This window comes from Variovorax sp. RCC_210, assembly GCF_041355175.1.
Classification (GTDB): Bacteria; Pseudomonadota; Gammaproteobacteria; order Burkholderiales; family Burkholderiaceae_C; genus Variovorax.
Genome location: NZ_JBFUPJ010000011.1, coordinates 113,141 through 135,532 on the forward strand (window position 1 = coordinate 113,141; position 22,392 = coordinate 135,532).

The window sequence follows — 22,392 nt, forward strand, 5'->3', positions numbered from 1 at the left end:
CGCCGCCGCTCCCGCCCGGCGTGACAGCTACCTGACCGCCGCAGTCAGGCAGCGGTCGGGAAGCCCGGCCTACCCTTGGCATCCACATACGCCACAGGGGACAACAACATGGGCACCGCGCCTTCCAGAGCGCCGCAAGGCGCGAGCGGCCATGCCGCTTCCGGCACCACCGCCATCGCTTCCTCCTCGAAAGTCGCCACCGTCCTGCGCGTGACCGGCGGCAACTTCATGGAGATGTTCGACTTCTTCCTGTTCGGCTTCTACGCCACGCAGATCTCGAAGGCGTTCTTTCCGGCGGGCAACGAGTTCGCCTCGCTGATGCTCACCTTCATGACCTTCGGCGCGGGCTTCCTGATGCGCCCGCTGGGCGCCATCTTTCTCGGCGCGTACGTCGACCGCGTGGGCCGCCGCAAGGGGCTGATCGTCACGCTCGCGCTGATGGCCACGGGCACGCTGCTGATCGCCTGCGTGCCGGCCTACGCCACCATCGGCCTGGTGGCGCCGCTGCTGGTGCTCATCGGGCGGTTGCTGCAGGGCTTCTCGGCCGGCGTGGAGCTGGGCGGCGTGTCGGTCTACCTGTCGGAGATGGCCACGCCGGGCCACAAGGGCTTCTACGTGAGCTGGCAGTCGGCCAGCCAGCAGGTGGCCATCGTGGTGGCCGCCGCGCTGGGCTACTGGCTGAACGTGACCTTCACCCCGCAGGAAATCGGCGACTTCTACTGGCGCGTGCCCTTCTTCGTGGGCTGCCTGATCGTGCCGGTGCTGTTCATCATTCGCCGCTCGCTGCAGGAGACCGAGGAGTTCATGGCGCGCAAGCACCGGCCCGACGCGCGCGAGATCTTCCGCTCGATGGTCAGCAACTGGGGCCTGGTGGTGGCCGGGATGATGCTGGTGTCGATGACCACCGTGTCGTTCTACCTGATCACCGTGTACACGCCCACCTTCGGCAAGGCCGTGCTGCACCTGAGCACCACCGACGCGCTGGTGGTCACGCTGTGCGTGGCCATCTCGAACTTCATCTGGCTGCCGATCATGGGCGCGCTGTCGGACCGCGTGGGGCGCAAGCCGCTGCTGATCCTGTTCACGGTGCTGACCATCCTCACGGCCTACCCGTCGCTCAAGTGGCTGGTGGGCGCGCCCAGCTTCGCGCGCATGCTCGAGGTGGAGCTGTGGCTGTCGTTCCTGTACGCGAGCTACAACGGCGCGATGGTGGTGGCGCTGACCGAGGTGATGCCGGTCAACGTGCGCACCGCCGGCTTCTCGCTGGCGTACAGCCTGGCGACGGCGCTGTTCGGCGGCTTCACCCCGGCCATTGCGACGGGGCTGATCGAGATGACCGGCGACAAGGGCGCGCCGGGGCTGTGGATGACGGCGGCGGCCATCTGCGGGCTGATCGCGACGCTGGTGCTGTACCGGCGCAACGTGAGCGCGGCGGATTCGCGGCGCGTGCCGGTGGTTTGAACGCCGGCCTGCCGGACTGGCAGGGTGACGATTGTTAGCAGTGTCAGCAAGGCAGTCCTCGCAAACTGCCGCGACCTCTTGTCCTGCCAAGGAAGTCGTCGATGCCGCGCACGCTGTCTGTCTGTTCCCCTGCGATCCCTCTCGCCCTCGGTCGTCCCGCGCTGGAGCCCGTGCGGCTCTCGGGACGCGAAGGGCTCGACAGCCTCTTCGCGTATGAGCTGCTGCTCAAGACGCCGGACGCGCTGAACCTGGGCGCCTCGGGCGCCGCGGACTTCGATCTCGACGCGTTCATCGGCCGCGAGCTGCGCTGCGAGATCGCGCTCGACGGTGCGGCGCCCCGTCAGATCAACGCGCTGATCACCGATGCCGGCATGTGGGGCGAGGAAGGCCGGCACATCCAGTACCGCCTCACCCTGCGCCCCTGGCTCCACCTGGCCACCCTGCGCACGGACTGCAGGATCTTCCAGGACAAGACCGTCGTGGAGATCCTCGACGAGCTGCTGGCAGGCTACCTGTTTCCCGTCGACAAGCGGCTGCTCGCGACCTACCCCGTGCGCGACTACCAGACGCAGTTCAACGAGAGCGACTTCGACTTCTTCCGCCGGCTGTGCCAGGAGTGGGGCATCAGCTACCACTTCGAACATTCGGGCGGCAAGCACAGGCTGGTGCTTTCGGACGCGATGGCGGCGTACGAGCAAGCCGACGGCGAGGCGTACCGACAGGTCGAGTACCACGCGCGCGGCTGGAAGCTCGATGCCGAGTACATCCACCGCTTCGTGCCCTCGCACCGCCTGGCCAGCGGCCGCTACACCACCAGGGACCATGACTACACCCGCCCCGGCGCGGACCTGGGCGCGAGCCGCAGCGATCCGCGCCCCACCGGCCAGGCCGGCGGCGAGGTCTACCAGTGGCACGCGCCGACCGGCGGCGTCCACGTCGCCCAACCCCGGGCGGGCCGCGCCGCCGCCAACGACCCCCACGACGAGGCCAGCCACCTGGCGCTGCTGCGCATGCAGGCCTTGCGCACCGGCAGCGCGCGCGTGCAGGCCAGCGGCAACCTGCGCGCCATGGTGGCCGGGCGCACCTTCAGGCTGACCGGGCATCAGAGTGAACGAGCCAACGCCGAGTACCTCGTGCTCGACACCCGCCTCCTCATCGAGGACATCGGCGAGAACAGCCAGGCCACCGAAGCGACCGACCGCAAGCAGCAATGGAAGGTCCAGGTCGACTTCACCGCCCACCCCGCCACGCAGGTGCTGCGCCCGGCGCTGACGCAACCCAAGCCGCTGTGCGAAGGCCCGCAGGTCGCGCTGGTCGTCGGCCCCGAAGGCGAGAACCTGTGGACCGATGCCTTCGGCCGCATCAAGGTGCAGTTTCCCTGGGACCGCGCCGGGCGCAAGAACCAGCACAGCAGCTGCTGGCTGAGGGTCGGCTCGCCGTGGGCGGGCAACCAGTTGGGCGGCATGCACCTGCCGCGCATCGGCCAGGAGGTCGTCGTCAGCTTCATCGGCGGCGACCCCGACCTGCCGCTGTGCTCGGGACGGGTGCACAACCAGAACAACAAGCCGCTCTGGGCGCTGCCGGACCAGTCGGCGCTTTCCGGTTTTCGCTCCCGCGAGCTCACAGCCGAAGGCGGCAACAGCGCGATGGGCCGCGGCAACCACCTGGTGCTGGACGACACGCAGGACCAGATCCAGGCGCAACTCAGGAGCGACCACCGCTCCAGCTCGCTGAGCCTCGGCGCCATCACGCGCGTCGAGCGCCACGAAGGGCGCAAGGAACCGAGGGGCGAAGGCTTCGAACTGAGAACGGACGGGCACGGGGTGCTGAGGGCAGGGAGCGGCCTGCTCCTCAGCGCCGAGGCCAGGCCCCACGCCGCAAGCCATGCGAAGGACATGGGAGAAACCGTCGAACGGTTGAAGGCGGCCCAAGACCAGCACGATGCGCTCGCGCAAGCGGCACAGGTGCACAAGGCGCAAGACCGCGGCACCGACCAGCACGAAGTGCAGCAGGCGCTCCAGGCGCAGAACGACGCCATCGAAGGCCGCCAGGGCGAACACCCCGAACTGGACGAACCCCACCTGCTGCTCGCGAGCCCCGCGGGCATCGAAGCCAGCACGCCGGGCAGCATCCACCTGCACACCGCGCGGCACAGCGCCTTCACCAGCCAGGGCCATGCGTCGATCAGCACCGCCAAACGCTGGCTCGCCAGTGCGGCGGACGGCCTGCGGGCCTTCACCCACCGCCAGGGCATCAGGCTCGTCGCGAGCGAAGGCCCGGTCGAGGTCCAGGCGCACGACGGCGAACTCACGCTGCTGGCGCACGAGGACGTGGTGCTGAAGAGCATCGAGGGCGAACTGCACATCACGGCGCGCAAGAAGGTCGTGATCATCGGCGGCGGCAGCTACACCGAGTGGAGCGCGCAGGGCATCACGCACGGCACCGCGGGCACATGGCAAGAGCATGCGGCGCTGCACGCGCAGGTCGGGCCCCAGAGCCGACCGGTGCCGGTCGTCTCGTTCGACGCGCCGAACGTGCCTGCGCCTTCGGCCAGGTTTCGTTTCTCCGTCTGAAGGGCCAGGCGACATGATCATCAGCCCTCCCTTTCTCTCGCTGCGCGACATTCCCGTCTACGACGACCAGTGCGTGAAGAGCGTCATGCCCGGCGGCATCGTCGGCAGCGGCGCCTACCCGGTCAGCCAGGCCATGGCCTGGCACGGCGGCTTGCACATCCATGCGCCGACCAGCGACGAACCGGTGCGCGCCATCGCCGACGGCACCGTGATCTTTCGGCGCGACGGTTTCGTCGCCGGTCGCCCCGGCAGCGGCAACGCGCGCTATGACAACGAAGACCATTCCACCGGCTGCGTCGTGATTCGCCACACGACGGAAATCGGGGCCCAGGGAACGACACCGGTCACGGTCGTGTACTACTCGATCACGCAGCATCTGCGGCAGTTGGATGGCAACCTGCCGGCGGTGGGCCGCGCGATCCATCGCAAGGATCTGCTGGGACTGGCGGGCACCATCCACGGACAGGGCGACCGCATTCACCTGGAAATCGTTGCCGGCGATGCCGACATGCTTCAGCTCACAGGCCGTACGACCGGTGCCCTGAACATGGCCAACGATGGCCGCGTCAGCACTGTCTTCGGAGAAATCCACGTGCTGTTGCCTGCGAAGAGTGCGTTCTACAGCGCCATGCCCACCGGCACGCCACCCGCCCGCGCAGGCGACAGCGGTGCCGACGAACTGGTTGTCGGCATCCGCTACGCAGACGCGGCGATCGTCAGCACCCGCAAGCTCGACGGCAGCGAGATCGGCCGCCTCTCCGAACCGGACGCCGAGTACAACCTCTACGCCGAAGCCGCGGCCCGGCACCGGCAGGCGCCCGCAAGCGCGAGCCCGAGCGGCTGGTACGAGCTGCTTCGCTTCGCGAGAAACCTCGGCATCGATCCGCTGCCAGCTGACGCGCCGCATTGGCGCAAGGTCGTGCTGCCGGGCAAGCCCGATGGCGCCTGGGTGAACCTGAACGCCGCCGGCACGCGGAAGTTCAGCGACGCGGACTTTCCTCACTGGTGCGGCTGGCGCCTGATCGACGACGACGTCACGGACGAAGACAGCCGTTGCGACTCGGCGGCCATTGCGGCGATGCTGGGTTCGCCGGTGGCGGACGCCGCGACGCCGCTTACCCCCGCGCAGAAGGCCGCCGACCGCGCTCAGAACCTGTGCAGGCCCGCGGTGCAGGAAAAGCTCGCCAAGACCATCTGCAAGTTCCCGACCGAATGGGCCAGGGGCGAAGTGCGCTCCCGCTGGGCGTGGACCCGGAAAACCGGAAATCCCCATATGCCCTATCCCCTGGAAGACGAGACCGACTTCACCGAGATGGCCGACTTCGCGCAGAAGCTGTGCTTCTGGGAGGAACTGCCCGAGGAAGACAAGGCGCGGCTGACGGTCAAGCACTGGCACTTTCACCCTCGGGAATTCATCCATCAGTTCAGGAAGTGCGGCTGGCTCTCTCGCAATGAACTGCTGCAGTTGCTGCCCGCAAACTCGCTGCGGCAAGACAAGAAAGTCTGGGTCTGGGAAAGCGTTCCGTCGAGCGGCGCGGCAGGCATTCTGGACATCGCGGATCCCGCCGCTCAGTCGAGGCGCGTGGAACTCAACAAGTCGCTGCGCAAGTTCTGCGTTGCCAGTTCACCGATCCGTCTTGCTTGTTTCTTGGGAAACACGACGCAGGAAACCCAGTGGTACCAGAAATTCCATGAGAACAGCCCCTATTGGTACAAGCCTTGGGACGGCCGAGGTTTCCTGCAACTGACGCATCCAGCAAATTACCTGCGATTTTTTGAATTTCGCGGCATCGCAATTCCAACCGCCGAAAAAACAGCGTTGACCACGCAATGGAGCATCGCCAATACAAATCGCAAAGGAGGAATGACAGATCCCACCAATTCCTTGGACGACAGCATCACCAGAGTCAGTCAAACCACAATAGGCCTGAGAAACGCCCTCGAAAGTGGCGCGCACGAAAGAGCGCACAGTGCGGGCGCCTACTGGGCATGGTCGGATGCATCGAAAGCGGCGGATGGCTACTTGTCCAACACCACAAATACAATAAAAGCGCTTCCAACCAAAAACGGCGCCAAGCACTATTACGAAAACTCGGCCTTTGGAAACGTAGCTGCGACCGTAAACCTGGGCAGCCCAAGCAACAGGTTTTCAGCCATTTGGGGCATTCAAGCCAGGTTCATGGCGTTCGTCAACGCTCAGATGATTCTTCTGGACAATGCGCAGTTTCCGAACACCACGGGTGCCACGAGCGCGATGCCTGTCGATTTCTCCTATCGAAGGCCATGAGACAGCTACAACACTGCTGGCTTTGTGCGCTGGCAATCCTCGGTACGTGGAGCGCAGCTTCGGCCACAGCCGAGACCGTGCCCAACGACAGACTGATTGTTCGAGGCCCTCAAACCTACGAGGCTCGAATCGGAAATTGCGCCATCGAAATTCCGCTTTCACGCGGAGAGTACTTCTGGACTTCTTCCTCTTTCAATGACGCGGTTTTCTATACACCCGCCGGTCCTCTAAAAAAATCATCTTCCCCCTTCCTTCATAAACCCAATGTCGAGTCGTACTCTGATCTGGCATGGAAATACATCAAGCCGCGCTCAACGGGCGAGCGGTGGTTCGGGTTGATGTGCGCACCGGGCGCCTTGTCTAATAAATCTTCCCTGGTCGAAGTCAATTGCCCAAGCCGGCGAACGGATGGAAAATGGATGCTTGAGAATGGCTATGGCGGGCTTTATGCCCCACCCATAGCGTTGAATGGAAAAAATTGGACTGGCTTCGCCGTAATTTCAAAATCTGATCGCAAACCTCGCTCCGAGCGACTGTTCGACATCAAGTTTTGCCTCTTCGGTGAACAGCAAACTATCATGGGTCAATCTCAATTTACTTCCCACACAAATTTCCTTGAATTGTTGAAAAAAATTCAAGCCATGACGCTCTTACTCCGCAAGAACCCTTGACGAAAGCTGCGCCGATCCTGTTCGTTGCCAAGCTGGCTGCGACATTTTTCATAGCGCTTGCGTCAACAACATCGACATCGGCGAGCTCCATCGGCTTGAGCTCCGACTGCAACGTTCGCTTTGCCGATGTGCACGGCAACATCGACAAAAAGGAAACGTCGAAAAACGAAGGCCGTTTCGGCCTCTCCCGCGCCACCCAAAGCCCACTGCCTGAGTTGATAAGAACGTGGCACTGTGTCTCGAGCGACGACGCACGTGTCGGGTCTCACGGCATAGCCACGCTGCAACCCTACACAGGCAACTGGGTTCTGGATTGGAGCCGCGTCATAGACAGCGCAGGAACCCGACGCGAACAGCGATGGCTGTACCGCTGGTACAGCGCCAAATACCAGCTCGTTCAACTGCGGTCACGCAATGCAAGCGGCTACGCCATCGTCGACGGCACCCAAGCCGATTCAGGCGGCCCTCCTTCCGAGTTCGACAGCCACGCGAAAAGCAACGGCCCAGTGGTTCTTTCGTTCTGTCTGCTTCGCCCACCCAGGGCGCTTTGTGGCGAAGGGCTCCTGGGCCAGAAGCAAGACAGCTCGGTGAATGTCTTTAAATCCGAGGCGCTCGACCTGCTTCGAAGCATCGAGTTTCTCGACTGAGTCTCCTGGTCGCGACACCGGCTGCAGTCCTTTCTGACCGCGCCGGCGCATCCCGGCAATTCACAGGCCCCGCCCCGGCACACACCCCTGCGACAATGCCCGGATGCCTTTCGCCCCCCTGCAAAACGACACCTTCCTGCGAGCCTGCTGGCGCCAGGCCACCGACCACACGCCCGTCTGGCTGATGCGCCAGGCCGGTCGCTACCTGCCCGAGTACGTGGCCACGCGGGCCAAGGCCGGCAGCTTCATGGGCCTGGCCACCAACACCGACTACGCGACCGAGGTCACGCTGCAGCCGCTGGCGCGCTACCCGCTCGACGCCGCCATCCTGTTTTCCGACATCCTCACGGTGCCCGACGCCATGGGCCTGGGCCTGTCGTTCGAGGCCGGCGAAGGCCCCCGCTTCGCGCGCCCGGTGCGCGACGAGGCGGCGGTGGCCGCGCTCGAGGTGCCCGACATGCAGAAGCTGCGCTACGTGTTCGACGCGGTGGGCTCGATCCGCAAGGCGCTCGACGGCCGCGTGCCGCTCATCGGCTTCTCGGGCAGCCCGTGGACGCTGGCCTGCTACATGGTGGAAGGCGCAGGCTCCAGCGACTATCGGCTGGTCAAGAGCATGCTGTACAGCCGCCCCGACCTGATGCACCGCATCCTCGCGGTGAACGCCGACGCGGTGGCCACGTACCTCAACGCCCAGATCGACGCCGGCGCGCAGGCCGTGATGGTGTTCGACAGCTGGGGCGGCGTGCTGGCCGACGGCGCGTTCCAGGAATTCAGCCTGGCCTACACGGCCCGCGTGCTGGCCGGCCTGAAGCGCACCGGCGCCGACGGCCAGCCGGTGCCGCGCATCGTGTTCACCAAGGGCGGCGGCCTGTGGCTGGACGCCATGCGCGAGCTCGACTGCCAGGTGCTGGGCGTCGACTGGACGGTCAACCTCGGCGCCGCGCGCAAGCAGGTCGCCGAAGGCAGCGACGCCAAGGCCAAGGCGCTGCAGGGCAACATCGACCCGAACGTGCTGTTCGCGCCGCCCGCGCAGATCGAGGCCGAGGTGGCCAAGGTGCTGGCCGCTTTCGGCACACCGCACACCGACCGCAACGCCCCGGGCCCGACGCACATCTTCAACCTGGGCCACGGCATCAGCCAGTTCACGCCGCCCGAGCACGTGGCGGCGCTGGTGCAGGCGGTGCACAGCCAGTCGCGCGCCCTGCGCGGTTGAGCACTGTGTCTTGAGGGGCGGCGCGCGCAGCACGCAAGCCACCCCCGAACTGGGCTCCCGAACCGTTTGTCAAGCTCAAAAACGGTATATGGGTACTGACTTATGCACAAAAGACGTGTTGCAGTGCGCAAGATCTTCGAGGCGCCCGCTTGCTTTGCTCCCAAAGCAATAGCACCGCTAAGTTGTTGATTTATATAGGATTTGATTTTTGCTTTTTTTCCGGGCATTCCAGCGGAAGCCTTGATTTGCAAGGCTTGGCGACGCGTCGAGCCTCGTTGTCAACAAAGTTATCCACAGAAACTCTGGATGGATTCCAAAGCCCAGGAAAATCAACGACTTAAGCGAAGTTGTTCAAAGCCGCATTAACAAACCTTGCCAAGAAGGACTTCCATCTCCACCCCCGCCATGCCCCTCGATGGGGCCATCGAACCGACGAACGGTAGCCCCGCGGCCCTTGTGTGGCGGCTGGACATCGCGGTGCAGACACCCGCGCATGCCGCCCTGGGCGACCTGCTGAGCTACGCCGGTGCCGAGCCGCTGCCGCCCGGCACGCTGGTGCGCGTGCCGCTGGGCAAGCGCGAGGTGCTGGGCGTGGTGTGGAACCCGCCGACCTCGCTGGAGGGGGCCGAGCCCGACATGGCGCTCAAGCCCGTGGGCGCCGCGCTCAACGCGCTTGCCCCGCTGGGCGAAGCCTGGCGCGACCTGGTGGCCTTCGCCGCGCGTTACTACCAGCGCTCGATCGGCGAGATCGCCCTGGCCGCGCTGCCGCCGCAGTTGCGCGACCTGAGCACCACGCAGCTGGCGCGCCGGCTCAAGCGCAAGACCACGGCCGGGCCGGTGGCCGAGACGGCCGAGTCGGCGAACCTGATCGCGCTCAGCGCGGAGCAGACGGCGGCGCTGGCGCGCATCGAGGCCGAAACCGGCACTTTCCTGCTGGTCGGCAGCACCGGCAGCGGCAAGACCGAGGTCTACCTGCGCTGCGTGGCCGACCTGCTGGCGCGCGACCCCGAGGCGCAGGCGCTGGTGATGGTGCCCGAGATCAACCTCACGCCGCAGCTCGAAGCGCGCTTCAAGGCCCGCTTCGGCGACGAGGCGGTGGTGTCGCTGCACAGCGGCATGACCAACCCGCAGCGCCTGGCGAGCTGGCTGGCGGCGCACGGCGGCGCGGCGCGCATCGTGCTGGGCACGCGCATGGCGGTGTTCGCGTCGATTCCGGGGTTGAAGCTCATCGTGGTCGACGAGGAGCACGACCCCAGCTACAAGCAGCAGGAAGGCGCTCGCTATTCGGCGCGCGACCTCGCCGTGTGGCGCGGCCAGCGCGAAAAGGCCAAGGTGATCCTGGGCTCGGCCACGCCGTCGCTCGAAAGCTGGCACCAGAGCCGGCCGCCCGAAGGCGACGACCCGGGCGGGCGCTATGTGCGCCTGGCCATGCCCTCGCGCATCGGCGCCGGCGAACTGCCCGCGGTGCGGCTGGTCGACATGAACCAGCAGCCGGCGAAAACGGTGATCTCGGCCCCGCTGCTCGACGCCATCGGCCAGCGCATCGCGCGCGGAGAGCAGAGCATGATTTTCTTGAACCGGCGCGGCTACGCGCCGGTGCTGGCCTGCGGCGACTGCGGCTGGAAGAGCGAATGCCCGCACTGCAGCGCCTTCCGCGTGTTCCACAAGATCGACCGCACGCTGCGCTGCCACCACTGCGGCTTCACCGAACGCGTGCCGCGCGCCTGCCCGGCCTGCGGCAACCCCGACATCGCGCCCGTGGGCCGCGGCACCGAGCGGCTCGAAGAGCATTTGGCCGAGCTCTTCGCCACGGTGAAGCACCCCGACGGCAGCGCCGTGCGCATCGCGCGCATTGACGCCGACAGCACCAGGAAGCAGGGCGCGCTCGAATCGCAACTGGCCGCCGTGCACGCAGGCGAGGTCGACGTGCTGGTCGGCACGCAGATGATCGCCAAGGGCCACGACTTTCGCCGCATCACGCTGGTGGCCGCGGTGAACCCCGACGGCGCGCTGTTCTCCAGCGACTTCCGCGCGCCCGAGCGGCTGTTCAGCCTGTTGATGCAGTCGGCCGGCCGCGCGGGCCGCGACGCCGCCTACCTGGCAGCGCAAGGCACCAGGGCCGAGATGTGGATCCAGACGCACCACGCGCAGCACCCGCTGTTCACCGCGCTGCGCCGGCACGACTACGCCACCTTCGCGCAGCAGCAGCTCGACGAGCGCCGCGCCGCCGCCATGCCGCCCTTCGCCTTCCAGGCGTTGCTGCGGGCCGACGCGCGCGAGCAGTCGGTGGCGCAGGGCTTCCTGAACATCGCCGCCGACCAGGCCGAGGCGCTGCCGGGCGCCGACCTGGTCACGCGCTACCCGGCGGTGCCGCTGACCATCCAGCGGGTGGCCGACGTGGAGCGCGCGCAGATGCTCATCGAAAGCGGCTCGCGCGCCGCGCTGCAGCGCCTGCTGGCGCTGTGGCAGCCGCTGCTGCACGAACTGCGGCGCACGCCAGAGGGCAAGGGCGTGATCCGCTGGCTCGTCGACGTCGATCCGCACAGCATCTGAGCCGGTTGTCCTGCACCGCGTGCACGCGTGCATGGCCAAGGTGACCTGCATGAAAAACCATCCGACGACCCTCCCCGCACGCCGACCCTGGGCCGGCTTGCTGCTGGCGGCCTTCGTGGTGCTCGCCCCGCTGGCGGCGACGGCGCAGCAGCCCGATGGCGGCGCCGCGTTGCGCGCGAAGGTCGACGCGCTGAAGCCGCAGCTGGCGCGCAACGTCTTCAAGCGCCCGCTCACCATCGAGTCGAACGAAACGCCCGACCGCCTGAGCGGCGACGTGTATGCGCTGGTCGACCACCCCTTCGGCCAGGTGAGCGGCGCGTTGCGCGAGCCGGCCGCGTGGTGCCAGGTGCTGATGCTGCACCTGAACACCAAGCATTGCGCGGTGAAGAACGGCGGCGCGGCGCTGGCGGTGGCCGTGGGCCGCAAGTTCGACCAGCCGCTGTCGGACGCGCAGAAGATCGACTTCGCCTACAGCGTGGCCAAGGCCGACGCCAACTACCTGAACGTGCGCCTGAGCGCGGCCACGGGGCCGCTCTCGACGCGCGACTACAGCATCGTGCTGGAGGCCACGCCCGCCGACGACGGCAAGACCGCCCTGCACATGAGCTACGCGTACGCCTACGGCACGGCCGCGCGGCTGGCGATGAAGGGCTACCTCGCGACGCTGGGCAGCGACAAGGTCGGCTTCACGAAGAAAGACGGCGACTATATCGGCGGGGTGCGCGGCGTGGTGGAGCGCAACACCATGCGCTACTACCTGGCCATCGACAGCTACGTGAACGCGCCGGCCGCGAGCCAGCTGGAGCAGCGCCTGGGCACGTGGTTCGACGCCACCGAGCAGTACGCGCAGCAGCTGCACGAGGTGGACCGCAACGACTACATGGAAATGAAGCGCCACGAGTTCCAGCGGCTGCAGCAGCCGGGGTCTTGAGGCTGTACAGAACGGCGGGGCCGCCGGCGGGACAGAACGCAGAACGGCGCGGCCTTCCGAACCACGCGCTTGTCAGTGGTAGCCCGTCGGCCCCTTGCCCATGTCGACGTAGCGCAACTCGTTGTGCCGGCGCCGCACGATGTTCGAGGGCCAGGCGAACACCACCAGGCTCAGCGCGCCCAGCGCGATGGCGGTGGCCGTGCCGTACTTGCCGGCATGCCAGAACCAGCCCACCGCGGCGAGCCAGGAAAACCACAGGAGGATGCGAACCAGAATTGCCATTGCGCGCCCCATTCACATCTTTGACGTGGGAACACTGTAGCAGCGCCAATGCAAACTGAAGCATTCACCTGAAGAGGTAGCGGTGGCTATGCCTTAAGGCCTGCCATGGCTTACCCGAAAATTTGTGAAAAAACAGTTGACGGCATGGGGTGGCGCTGCTCAAGCTGTAAACGTGCGAACTCGCAGCGGATTTCGCGTTCCAAACCAGCCCGCCTCTCGCAGAGGTTCCGCAAAGGTCGTCATGAAGCCGCCGTCCATACCAGGTTGGGTTCTGTCTTTCGCGTCGTGCATGACGTTCGCGGCTGGCGTGGCCGGCCTGATCGGTCTGGTCGGCGCGCCCTCCGCCGGTGCGGCCGAGCTTGCGCTGCAAGGCAGCCGGCTGGTGGTCTCGGGCATGCTCGACGGCAGCGCCATCAAGGAATTCAACGAACAGCTCGGCGGCGGCACGGTACACACCGTGGTCTTCGAGGACTCGTTCGGCGGCACCGCCGAGGCGGCCGGCGCCTATGCAGAGGCCATTCGCACCAGCGGCGTGCAGACCGAGGTGCGGGGCCAGTGCATGGCGGCCTGCGCCTATGCCTTCCTGGCAGGCAAGACGCACCGCTTCGGCTACGGCGGGCAGGTCAACGGCATCCTGCTGCCGGTGGCGGTACGGCCGACGGCGGCCGAGCTGGCGGTGCGCTGGCGCGGCGACGAGGCGCACAAGACGCTGGCCGACTTCACGCCGCCCTCCGCCACATCCGTCACCTCCGCGAACAATGCCTCGGCCAGCACGACCGTCGCATCGGCCGCGCCAACGGCCACCCCGGTGAACGCCAAGCCCGTGGAAGCCAGCATGGCCGCGGTCAAGGACGCACCGAAGGACACCACCAAAGACAACTGGCAGCCCGAGCACGGCGTGCTCTTCACCGCGAGCCCGACCCTGTTCGGCCGCGTCTACAACACCTACTACTGCGACGGCACGCAGGGCCGCGACTTCTCCAAGTGCGAGCGCCTGCCCGATGCCGACCCCTACAAGCTGGGCGTGCTGACGCCCTGAACACGGCGCGGCACGGCGGCACCGCGGCGCTCCAGCCGCTCAGTGCAGCCAGCCGACCGCCAGCGGAAAGCTGAAGAAGGCCACCACCGTGGTCCACAGGATGATGCGGGCGATGCGCCCGTTGTCCGCCCCGAAGCGCTCGGCCAGCATCGACACGTTGCTGGCGCTCGGCAGCGCCGCGACCAGCACGATCACCACCAGCGCCGCATGCGACAGCGGCAGCCCCAGCGCCATCGCGCCCAGCCCCAGGCCCCACACCAGCAGCGGGTGCACCAGCAGCTTGACCACGACCACGGGCAGCACGTCTCGCCAGGGCGCCTTGCCTGCCGCCTGGCCCGGTGCCCTGGCCGCCGCCTGCCGCCCGGTGCCCATCGCCTGCGCCACGGCCGCGCTGGCGTCGTGCTCGCGCGCCAGCAGCGCCGAGCGCGCCAGCACCGCGCCGATGGTGAACAGCGCCACCGGCGAGGCCGCGTCCGCCAGCATCGCGATGGTGCGTTCGATGGGCCCCGGCGGCTGCCAGCGCGCGGCCGACAGCAGCACGCCCAGCAAGATCGACCACGGCATCGGGTTGACCAGGATGCCGCGCAGCGCCTTGCGCGCCGCCAGCGACGCACCCTGGCGCCCCGCGCCGGCCGCCCCGTCGAGCCGCGACAGCGCGATGCACAGCGACGAGGTCACGACCATGTCGAAGGCGATCGCGATGATCATCGGCCCCGCCGCCGGCGGCCCCAGCAGGGCCACCAGCAGCGGCACGCCCATGAAGCCGGTGTTCGGAAACGCCGCCACCAGCGCGCCGAAGGCCGCGTCGTTCCAGCCGATGCGCGCGTTGCGCGTGAACAGCACCACGCCGGCCACCACGGCCAGCGCGCAAATGCCCCAGACCAGTGCGACGCTGCCGTCCAGCAACTGGCCGATGGGCGTGCCCGCGCCGAAGCGCAGCAGCATGCACGGCAGCGCGAAATACAGCACGAAGGTGTTGAGCCCCGGAATTGCGTCCAGCGGCAAGAGGCGCGCCCGGGCGGCGGCGTAGCCGGCCGCTATTAACGCGAAGAAAGGGAAGGTAACAAGGAATACAGGCAGCACCGGGCCATTGTCGTTGAGCACTCCGGCCCGCGGCCCGCCTGAGGGTGTCTTTCGCAGGGGCGCCGCCTACAACCCGGCGCGGGGCCGTCCCCGTATCATTGCCCGCTTTCCACGGCTTTCGCGCTTTTTCGCCTGCGCTTACCCGCGCACGGCGATTTCCGGCTCTTCCACACCCCCATGTCCCACGGTCTCAATCTCGCGCAGCAGGAAGCTGTCAACTACATGCACGGTCCCTGCCTGGTGCTTGCAGGGGCAGGCTCCGGCAAGACGCGCGTGATCACGCACAAGATCGGCCGACTCATCCAGGCCGGCCTGGAGCCGCAGCGCATCGCGGCCATCACCTTCACCAACAAGGCCGCCGCCGAGATGCGCGAGCGCGCCAAGGACCTGATAGGCAAGGACGCGCGCAAGGTCGTGGTCTGCACCTTCCACGCGCTGGGCGTGCGCATGATGCGCGAAGACGGCGCGGTGCTCGGCCTGAAGAAGGCCTTCAGCATCCTCGACTCCGACGACGTCACCAAGATCCTGAAGGACGCCGGCGGCAGCTCCGACACGGCCACCGCGCGCATCTGGCAGTGGACCATCAGCAAGTGGAAGAACATGGGCCTGAACGCCGCACAGGCCGAGGCCGCCGCGGTGGACGACAACGAGCGCATCACCGCCAAGATCATGGGGCGCTACGAAGAGCGCCTGCTGGCCTACCAGAGCGTGGACTTCGACGACCTCATCGGCATGCCGCTGAAGCTGCTGTACGAGTTTCCCGAAGTGCGCGCCAAGTGGCAGGCCGCGCTGGGCCACATCCTGGTGGACGAATACCAGGACACCAACGCCACCCAGTACGAGGTGCTCAAGGCCCTGGCCGGCGACAAGGGCCAGTTCACCGCCGTGGGCGACGACGACCAGTCCATCTACGGCTGGCGCGGCGCCACGCTGGACAACCTGCGCAAGCTGCCGGTGGACTACCCCACGCTCAAGGTCATCAAGCTGGAACAGAACTACCGCTCCACCAGCGCCATCCTGCGCGCGGCCAACAACGTGATCGGGCCCAACCCCAAGCTGTTTCCCAAGACGCTGTTCTCCGAGCTCGGCGAAGGCGAGCCGGTGCGCATCGTGGACGCCGACAGCGAGGTGCACGAGGCCGAGCGCGCGGTGGCGCGCATCGTGAGCATCCGCGCGGGCGACTCGCTCACGCAGGGCAAGCAGCACAAGGAGTTCCGCGACTTCGCCATCCTGTACCGCGCCAACCACCAGGCGCGCGTGTTCGAGCAGGCGCTGCGCAAGGCGCAGATCCCGTACAAGGTGTCGGGCGGCCAGAGCTTCTTCGACCGCGCCGAAATCAAGGACCTGTGCGGCTGGTTCCGCCTGTGGGTCAACAACGACGACGACCCCGCGTTCCTGCGCGCCATCACCACGCCCAAGCGCGGCATCGGCCACACCACGCTGGCCAGCCTGGGCAGCTTCGCGAGCCAGTACAAGCTGAGCTTGTTCGAGGCGCTGTTCAGCCCCTCGCTGCCCAGCGTGATGCCCAAGCGCACGCTCGAGGGCATCCACGAGTTCGGCCGCTACATCAACGACCTGGAGTACCGCGCGCGCCGCACCATGGGCGCCGAAGACTCGCGCGCCTTCATGCTCGACTGGCTGAAGGAGATCGACTACGAGAAGCACCTGTACGACGGCGAAGACAGCGAGGCCGCCGCGGCCTCGCGCTGGACCAACGTGCTGGAGTTCGTCGACTGGATGTCGCAGCGCGCCGGCGGCACGCTGGACGACACCTCGGGCGCCGACAGCAACATCGAGACCGAGCGCAAGAGCCTGCTCGAGGTGGCGCAGACCATCTCGCTGCTGTCCACCATCAGCGAGCGCCAGCAGGACCAGGACGTGGTCACGCTGTCGACCCTGCACGCCTCCAAGGGCCTCGAATGGCCGCACGTGATGCTCATCGGCGTGAGCGAGGGCCTGCTGCCCTTCAAGCTCGACGACGACAACGGCCGCCAGCAGGTGGTGAGCGACGAGACGCAGCAGCGCCTGCAGGAAGAACGTCGCCTGATGTACGTGGGCATCACGCGCGCCCAGCGCAGCCTGGCCGTGAGCTGGACCAAGAAGCGCAAGCAGGGCCGCGAGATGGTGCCCTGCATTCCGAGCCGCTTCATCGCCGAGATGGGCCTGAACAAGGAAACCATCAAGGAAGACCCGCGCGAGAAGCTCAAGGCCCTGCGCGCCGAGTTCGCGCGCAAGGCGCAGGACAGTGCGGCGAAGGCCGCGGCCATCCAATGAAGACGGCCCGCACTCACCTGGCCACGTCGCGCGGTGCGCTGCTGGCCGCCGCACTGCTGTCGGCCACTGTCCTCGCAGGCTGCGCCACCGCCAAGGACCCCAACTGCCCCGCCGACGCGCGCGACCTGCCGCTGGCCTCGCTGTACGGCCGCTGGGAGGCCCGCTTCGACGGCCTGCCCGCCGCGGCCGCGGTGCAGCTAGGCAAGCACCCCGACTACGACGGCGTGCGCGGCACCATCACGCGCAACCCGAACAACCCCGCCAAGGCCGCCGTCGCCCAGCTCGCGGGCGACGTGGACGACGAAGGCGCGCTCTCCATCGACGAATCGCAGGACGGCCGCGCCATCAGCGGCGTGTGGTCCGGCAAGCTGCAGGCCCGCTCGTGCGGGCGCGAGTTCAGGGGCACGTGGCGCAACGCCGCCGACCAGAGCACCCACCCGTTCGTGCTCGGCAAGATCACGCCCGTGAACAACACGTCCACAGCCGCGACCCAGGCAGCCCCCACCGGTGCATCCAGCGCATCCCCTGGCGCCGATGCACCCGCGCCCAAGGAAGGAAAGCAATGAAGACCCAGCCTCCCCAGTTCACCTTCTCCCGCCTCGCGGCGCTGGCCGCCTGCATCGGCGGCGCGGCCGCGGCCCATGCCCAGGCCGTCGACAAGCCTGCCAGCCCGCTGGCCGATGCGCAGCTCACCTGGCAGCAGTGCACCGCGCTCGGCGCCAGCAACGAGGCGCGCCTGGCCTGCTTCGACCGCTGGGCGCAGCAGCAGACGCTGCCCTCGGTGTCGGTGCCCGTGGCGCCGCCCGTGCTGGCCAGCACGCAGGCCCCGCCGGTGGACAGCGCCATGCCCGCCACGCGCGTGGTCTCGGTGGCCACCACCGAAGGTTGCCGCGACCGCCAGTACTCCACGCTGTCGCGCTTCTGGGAACTGGAAAACGCCACCGACTGCGGCACCTTCGGCTTTCGTGGCTACCGCCCGCTGAACGTGTCGGTCTCCGCCGCCACCCAGAAGCCGCAGACGCCCACCTCGCCCTCCGAAGGCCACACCGGCGACCCCGTTGCCTACCAGGCCAACGAGATGCGCATCGGCCTGTCGGTGCGCACCAAGCTCGCGCAGGGCATGCTCACGCAGAACGACCCGACCAAGAAAGACTCGCTGTGGTTCGCCTACAGCCAGCAGTCGACCTGGCAGCTGTTCAACGGCGCCATCTCGCGCCCGTTCCGCACCACCGACCACGAACCCGAGCTGATGTATGTCTACCCGACCGACTTCAAGCTGCCCGGCGGCTGGCGCTGGCGCTACGCGGGCCTGGGCATCGTGCACCAGTCGAACGGCCAGACCCTGCCGCTCTCGCGCAGCTGGAACCGCGTGTACCTGATGGGCGGCGCCGAGCTGGACGACCGCTTCACCATCACCGGGCGCATCTGGAAGCGCATTTCCGAGAATGCCGCCAAGGACGACAACCCCGACATCGCCGACTACATCGGCCGCGCCGAGCTCACCGGCCGCTGGAACTTCAACCGCGACAACCAGTTCGGCATCACGGTGCGGAACAACCTGCGCGACAGCGGCCGCGGCTCCATCCGCCTCGAATGGCTGAAGGCCATCGGCGACCCGACCAAGAGCAACCTGCGCTTCCACACGCAGCTGTTCTCGGGCTACGGCGACACGCTGGTGGACTACAACCGCAAGCGCACGGTGCTCAGCATCGGCCTGAGCCTCGTCGATTTCTGACCCTTCCCTCACCTTTGACAAAGCCCATGAGCGCAGACCTTTCCCCCGTCGACGCCACGCAGCGCGAGATCATCGCGGCGCTGCATGTCGCGCCCGTCTTCGATGCCGCGAGCGAGCTGGAACGCCGCGTCGACTTCCTCGCCAGCTACCTGAAGCAGACCGGCCTGAAGACGCTGGTGCTGGGCATCAGCGGCGGCGTCGACTCGCTGACCGCCGGCTGCCTCGCGCAGCGCGCCGTGCAGAAGCTGCGCGCCGAAGGCCGCGACGCCACCTTCATCGCCATGCGCCTGCCCTACGGCGTGCAGAAGGACGAGGCCGAGGCGCAGGCGTCGCTCGCCGTCATCCAGCCCGACCGCACCATCACGGTGGACATCCGCCCCGCGGCCGACGGCATGCTGGCCGCGCTGAAGGCCGGCGACCTGAAGTTCCGCGACGCGGCGCATGAAGACTTCGTGCTCGGCAACATCAAGGCGCGCGAGCGCATGGTGGCGCAGTTCGCGGTGGCCGGCGCGCATGACGGCATCGTCATCGGCACCGACCACGCGGCCGAGGCGCTGATGGGCTTCTTCACCAAGTTCGGCGACGGCGCGGCCGACATCACGCCGCTCACCGGGCTGAACAAGCGCCGCGTGCGCGCGGTGGCACAGCTGCTGGGCGCGCCCGACGCGCTGGTCTACAAGGTGCCCACGGCCGACCTCGAGTCGCTGGTGCCGGGCAAGCCCGACGAAGACGCCTTCGGCGTCACCTACGAGCAGATCGACGACTTTCTCGAAGGCAAGCCGGTGTCGGCGCAGGCGCGAGACATCATTCTTTCGACGCACCGCAAGAGCGCCCATAAGCGCGCGCTGCCCGTCGAACCGGCCCCACCCGCCACGCACCCACAAACTTCCGCCGGTTGACGCCATGGCGCCCGAAGCCCTGACGCAGCCCGCCATGCGACACCGCTTCGACGCCCTGCGCGCCGCGAGCCTGCGCGCACAAACCCCGCCCTGGCGCGAGCGCGCCGACCGCCTGAAGCGCCTGCGCGCGCTGGTCGTCGACCACCGCGCGGCCATTGCAGCGGCCATCAGCGCCGACTTTCATCACCGCGCCGCGCAGGAGACCGAGCTGGCCGAGGTGTTCCCCAGCGTCGAGGGCATCGACCACGCGCTGCGCCACGGCCAGCGCTGGATGCGCGTGAAGCGCCGCGCCACCGGCCTGTGGTTCAAGCCCGCATCGTCGCGCGTGATGCCGCAGCCGCTGGGCGTGGTCGGCATCGTGGTGCCGTGGAACTACCCGCTGTACCTCGCGGTGGGCCCGATGACCGCGGCGCTGGCCGCGGGCAACCGCGTGATGGTGAAGCAGTCGGAGTTCACGCCGCGCTTCGCCGAGCTGTTCGCCTCGCTGGTGCGCAAGGCCTTCGCCGAAGACGAGATCGACATCGTCAACGGCGACGCCGACACCGCGCGCACCTTCTGCGCCCTGCCCTTCGACCACCTGCTGTTCACCGGCTCCACCGCCGTGGGCCACCAGGTGATGCGCGCCGCCAGCGAGAACCTCACGCCGGTCACGCTCGAACTCGGCGGCAAGTCGCCGGCCATCGTCGGGCCCGGCGCCAACTTCGACAAGGCGGTGGAACGCATCCTCGTGGGCAAGACGCTGAACGCGGGCCAGACCTGCATCGCGCCCGACTACGTGCTGCTGCCCGAAGGCCAGCAGCAGCGCTTCGCCGAGGCGGCGCGGCGCGTGTTCGCCTCGATGTACCCGCGGCTGGAAAGCAGCACTGACTACACCAGCATCGTGAGCCCGCGCCACTTCGAGCGGCTGCAGGCGCTTGCGGCCGCGGCGCAGCAACAGGGCGCCACCGCGCTGCCGCTGAGCGACATGGCGCCCGACGCCGCCACGCGCCGCTTTCCGCCCGTGCTGCTCACGGGCGTGAACGACGGCATGCGCGTGATGCAGGAAGAAATCTTCGGCCCGCTGCTGCCGGTACTCACGTACCGCACCCTCGACGAAGCCATCGGCTACGTCAACGCGCACCCGCGCCCGCTGGCGCTCTACCTGTTCGAGAAAGACCGCGCCACCATCGAGCGCGTGATGCAGCAGACCGTGGCCGGCGGCGTGTCGATCAACGAAACGCTGATGCACGTCGCGCAAGACGACCTGCCCTTCGGCGGCGTCGGTGCCAGCGGCATGGGCGCGTACCACGGCGAGCACGGCTTCCAGACCTTCTCGAAGCTCAAGCCGATCTTTCAGCAGTCCGCGTTCAACGGCGTGGGCCTGTTCAGGCCGCCGTATGGCAAGACCTTCGCGCGGATGATGAAGCTGCTGCTGCGCTAGCCTGGAGCCGGGTCCGGGGCCGGGGCATGGCCCTCGGCCTTGGACAAGGGCCGCGTCAGCACCTTCCAGCGCCCCGCACTCAACTCCGCCGCGTACGGCGCGGGAATGCCGACAGTGAAGCCGTTGCCCGCAATCACCGCGTCGTAGGCGCACACGGCCTGCCCTTGCGCGTCGTACAGCGTCCACGTCACCGCGGTGCCGTCGGGCGCCGCATGCGCCACGTGCATCGACGGCGCGCCGATGTTCGCCCCCACATGCGCATAGCGCGCGTCCACGGCCATCGGCGCATGCGCGGGAAAGGGCAGGCTGCCCGGCATATCGAACCATGCGTCGTGCGTGAGCAGGCTGCGTTGCGCGACCTGCCACATGCGGTGCCGAAGAAAGTGCTGGTCGGCAAAGTGCGCGGAATACGGCCGGCTCGCCAGGTACGCGCGCATGCCGATTTCCACATCGGCCAGCAGGCCCCGGCAGGCGCCCCACAGGCCCGCGAGCAGCAGCTCGGAGTGCGTGGGGTAGTCGCGCATCGCGTGGAACCATCGGTCCGAAGCGCACCACGCGTGCACGGCCGCCTGGTCGCGCGTGGACAGCAGCGAATCGGCATCGCGGAACTGCACGCGGTCCACGCCCGGGTCGTCGAGCGCAAGAAAGCGCCACATCGTGCCCGGCAGGCCCGTGCCGCCCGCCGCGTGCGCATCGACCACGCGGGCGCCCGCCTGCAGCAGGCGCTCGCGCACGGCCGGCGGCACCGTGTCGTCGACGTAGAAGCGGCAGGTCCACCCCGCGAACAGCTCGCGCGCCGCGCGCACGTTCAGCACCGCCATCTCGCAGTAGCGCGGGTCGCGGCCGAACAGGCTGAAGGCGATCAGGTTGCGCTCGCGCGCGTCGGCGTCGAAAGGCGGCGGGCCTGCGGCGTCGCGCGTGGCAGCCGCGGGCTCGCGCGCCGCCTCCTGCATCTTCATCCGCAGCGAGGCCGTGCCGTATTCGCGCACTTCGTCCCGCTTGCCGAGCTGCCCCGCCGCCTCGGCCAATCCGTCGTAGGTGTTCGCGGTCTTCAGCTGCAAGATGGCGCGGCGGTAGGTGTCGTAGGCCTGCTGCGGCTGGCCCAGGCGCATCTGGCACAGCGCCACGTCGGCCAGCGGCTGCGGGCTGTGCGTGGCATGCCAGGCCTGGGTGGCGAACTTGAGCGCCTGCGCGAAGTCGCCCTGCGCGAAGGCGGTGCGAAAGCGCTCGCCCATGGCGTTCAGCGCCTGCTGCGTCACCTTGGCGGCCACGGGCGCACGCGACGGAATCGCCTGGCGCTTCACGGCCAGCGCTTGCTAAGGAA

17 protein-coding genes are annotated in these 22,392 nt (G+C 67.9%); 14 read left to right on the forward strand and 3 right to left on the reverse strand.

The window, feature by feature from the left end; genetic code table 11:
* Positions 1 to 108 precede the first annotated feature (108 nt).
* The 8 genes from AB6807_RS26715 to AB6807_RS26750 all read left to right on the forward strand — a co-directional run bounded on the left by AB6807_RS26715 (position 109) and on the right by AB6807_RS26750 (position 12,336).
* Positions 109 to 1,461 carry an MFS transporter gene (locus AB6807_RS26715; protein ID WP_371086919.1) on the forward strand — a complete coding sequence of 451 codons (1,353 nt, stop codon included), beginning with the start codon at positions 109 to 111 and terminating at the stop codon, positions 1,459 to 1,461.
* Between the two features lie 101 nt (positions 1,462 to 1,562).
* Positions 1,563 to 4,034, forward strand: a complete 2,472-nt coding sequence (locus AB6807_RS26720; protein WP_371086920.1) for a type VI secretion system Vgr family protein — start codon at positions 1,563 to 1,565, stop codon at positions 4,032 to 4,034.
* Positions 4,035 to 4,047: 13 nt separating this feature from the next.
* The gene (locus AB6807_RS26725; RefSeq protein WP_371086921.1) at positions 4,048 to 6,321 is read left to right on the forward strand and encodes a M23 family metallopeptidase; all 2,274 of its coding nucleotides are present in this window, start codon (positions 4,048 to 4,050) and stop codon (positions 6,319 to 6,321) included.
* On the forward strand, positions 6,318 to 6,992 hold the full coding sequence (locus AB6807_RS26730) for a hypothetical protein (protein ID WP_371086922.1): 675 nt from the start codon (positions 6,318 to 6,320) through the stop codon (positions 6,990 to 6,992). The genes AB6807_RS26725 and AB6807_RS26730 overlap by 4 nt, the downstream gene beginning before the upstream one ends.
* The gene (locus AB6807_RS26735; RefSeq protein WP_371086923.1) at positions 6,989 to 7,639 is read left to right on the forward strand and encodes a hypothetical protein; all 651 of its coding nucleotides are present in this window, start codon (positions 6,989 to 6,991) and stop codon (positions 7,637 to 7,639) included. Before AB6807_RS26730 ends, AB6807_RS26735 begins: the two co-directional genes overlap by 4 nt.
* 103 nt (positions 7,640 to 7,742) lie before the next feature.
* Positions 7,743 to 8,852: a uroporphyrinogen decarboxylase gene (gene hemE, locus AB6807_RS26740; RefSeq protein WP_371086924.1), complete on the forward strand. Its 1,110-nt coding sequence runs from the start codon at positions 7,743 to 7,745 to the stop codon at positions 8,850 to 8,852.
* A gap of 405 nt (positions 8,853 to 9,257) precedes the next feature.
* Positions 9,258 to 11,405, forward strand: coding sequence for a primosomal protein N' (locus tag AB6807_RS26745; RefSeq protein ID WP_371086925.1), 2,148 nt, complete (start codon positions 9,258 to 9,260; stop codon positions 11,403 to 11,405).
* A gap of 49 nt (positions 11,406 to 11,454) precedes the next feature.
* Complete coding sequence (locus AB6807_RS26750; RefSeq protein WP_371086926.1) at positions 11,455 to 12,336, forward strand: hypothetical protein; 882 nt, start codon at positions 11,455 to 11,457, stop codon at positions 12,334 to 12,336.
* Between the two features lie 72 nt (positions 12,337 to 12,408).
* On the opposite strand, the gene AB6807_RS26755 is transcribed toward AB6807_RS26750, so the two are convergent.
* Positions 12,409 to 12,618 carry a hypothetical protein gene (locus tag AB6807_RS26755; protein WP_371086927.1) on the reverse strand — a complete coding sequence of 70 codons (210 nt, stop codon included), beginning with the start codon at positions 12,616 to 12,618 and terminating at the stop codon, positions 12,409 to 12,411.
* A gap of 289 nt (positions 12,619 to 12,907) precedes the next feature.
* Between AB6807_RS26755 and AB6807_RS26760 the strand changes: the two genes are divergently transcribed.
* On the forward strand, positions 12,908 to 13,657 hold the full coding sequence (locus tag AB6807_RS26760; RefSeq protein ID WP_371086928.1) for a hypothetical protein: 750 nt from the start codon (positions 12,908 to 12,910) through the stop codon (positions 13,655 to 13,657).
* A gap of 39 nt (positions 13,658 to 13,696) precedes the next feature.
* Here the strand turns inward: AB6807_RS26760 and AB6807_RS26765 are convergent, their stop codons facing one another.
* Positions 13,697 to 14,740, reverse strand: coding sequence for an AEC family transporter (locus tag AB6807_RS26765; protein WP_371086989.1), 1,044 nt, complete (start codon positions 14,738 to 14,740; stop codon positions 13,697 to 13,699).
* Between the two features lie 177 nt (positions 14,741 to 14,917).
* On the opposite strand from AB6807_RS26765, the gene AB6807_RS26770 reads away from it, so the two are divergent.
* Genes AB6807_RS26770 through AB6807_RS26790 form a run of 5 tightly spaced genes read left to right on the forward strand, consistent with a single transcriptional unit; the run spans position 14,918 to position 21,068 of the window.
* A complete protein-coding gene (locus tag AB6807_RS26770) occupies positions 14,918 to 17,014 on the forward strand; it encodes an ATP-dependent helicase (protein WP_116910765.1) in 2,097 nt (698 codons plus the stop codon).
* Positions 17,011 to 17,580, forward strand: coding sequence for a hypothetical protein (locus AB6807_RS26775; protein WP_371086929.1), 570 nt, complete (start codon positions 17,011 to 17,013; stop codon positions 17,578 to 17,580). The genes AB6807_RS26770 and AB6807_RS26775 overlap by 4 nt, the downstream gene beginning before the upstream one ends.
* On the forward strand, positions 17,577 to 18,749 hold the full coding sequence (locus AB6807_RS26780; RefSeq protein ID WP_371086930.1) for a phospholipase A: 1,173 nt from the start codon (positions 17,577 to 17,579) through the stop codon (positions 18,747 to 18,749). Before AB6807_RS26775 ends, AB6807_RS26780 begins: the two co-directional genes overlap by 4 nt.
* 26 nt (positions 18,750 to 18,775) lie before the next feature.
* Positions 18,776 to 19,648: an ammonia-dependent NAD(+) synthetase gene (nadE, locus tag AB6807_RS26785; protein WP_371086931.1), complete on the forward strand. Its 873-nt coding sequence runs from the start codon at positions 18,776 to 18,778 to the stop codon at positions 19,646 to 19,648.
* A gap of 4 nt (positions 19,649 to 19,652) precedes the next feature.
* Complete coding sequence (locus tag AB6807_RS26790; RefSeq protein ID WP_371086932.1) at positions 19,653 to 21,068, forward strand: coniferyl aldehyde dehydrogenase; 1,416 nt, start codon at positions 19,653 to 19,655, stop codon at positions 21,066 to 21,068.
* Here the strand turns inward: AB6807_RS26790 and AB6807_RS26795 are convergent.
* Positions 21,065 to 22,372, reverse strand: coding sequence for a tetratricopeptide repeat protein (locus tag AB6807_RS26795; protein ID WP_371086933.1), 1,308 nt, complete (start codon positions 22,370 to 22,372; stop codon positions 21,065 to 21,067). The two genes, AB6807_RS26790 and AB6807_RS26795, sit on opposite strands and share 4 nt — an antisense overlap.
* Positions 22,373 to 22,392: the final 20 nt, after the last annotated feature.

Coding starts and splice junctions, on each gene's coding strand:
- AB6807_RS26715 (WP_371086919.1), top strand. CDS start 109: ATGGGCACCGCGCCTTCCAGAGCGCCGCAAGGCGCGAGCGGCCATGCC.
- AB6807_RS26720 (WP_371086920.1), top strand. CDS start 1,563: ATGCCGCGCACGCTGTCTGTCTGTTCCCCTGCGATCCCTCTCGCCCTC.
- AB6807_RS26725 (WP_371086921.1), top strand. CDS start 4,048: ATGATCATCAGCCCTCCCTTTCTCTCGCTGCGCGACATTCCCGTCTAC.
- AB6807_RS26730 (WP_371086922.1), top strand. CDS start 6,318: ATGAGACAGCTACAACACTGCTGGCTTTGTGCGCTGGCAATCCTCGGT.
- hemE (WP_371086924.1), top strand. CDS start 7,743: ATGCCTTTCGCCCCCCTGCAAAACGACACCTTCCTGCGAGCCTGCTGG.
- AB6807_RS26745 (WP_371086925.1), top strand. CDS start 9,258: ATGCCCCTCGATGGGGCCATCGAACCGACGAACGGTAGCCCCGCGGCC.
- AB6807_RS26750 (WP_371086926.1), top strand. CDS start 11,455: ATGAAAAACCATCCGACGACCCTCCCCGCACGCCGACCCTGGGCCGGC.
- AB6807_RS26755 (WP_371086927.1), bottom strand. CDS start 12,618: ATGGCAATTCTGGTTCGCATCCTCCTGTGGTTTTCCTGGCTCGCCGCG.
- AB6807_RS26760 (WP_371086928.1), top strand. CDS start 12,908: ATGACGTTCGCGGCTGGCGTGGCCGGCCTGATCGGTCTGGTCGGCGCG.
- AB6807_RS26770 (WP_116910765.1), top strand. CDS start 14,918: ATGTCCCACGGTCTCAATCTCGCGCAGCAGGAAGCTGTCAACTACATG.
- AB6807_RS26775 (WP_371086929.1), top strand. CDS start 17,011: ATGAAGACGGCCCGCACTCACCTGGCCACGTCGCGCGGTGCGCTGCTG.
- AB6807_RS26780 (WP_371086930.1), top strand. CDS start 17,577: ATGAAGACCCAGCCTCCCCAGTTCACCTTCTCCCGCCTCGCGGCGCTG.
- nadE (WP_371086931.1), top strand. CDS start 18,776: ATGAGCGCAGACCTTTCCCCCGTCGACGCCACGCAGCGCGAGATCATC.
- AB6807_RS26790 (WP_371086932.1), top strand. CDS start 19,653: ATGGCGCCCGAAGCCCTGACGCAGCCCGCCATGCGACACCGCTTCGAC.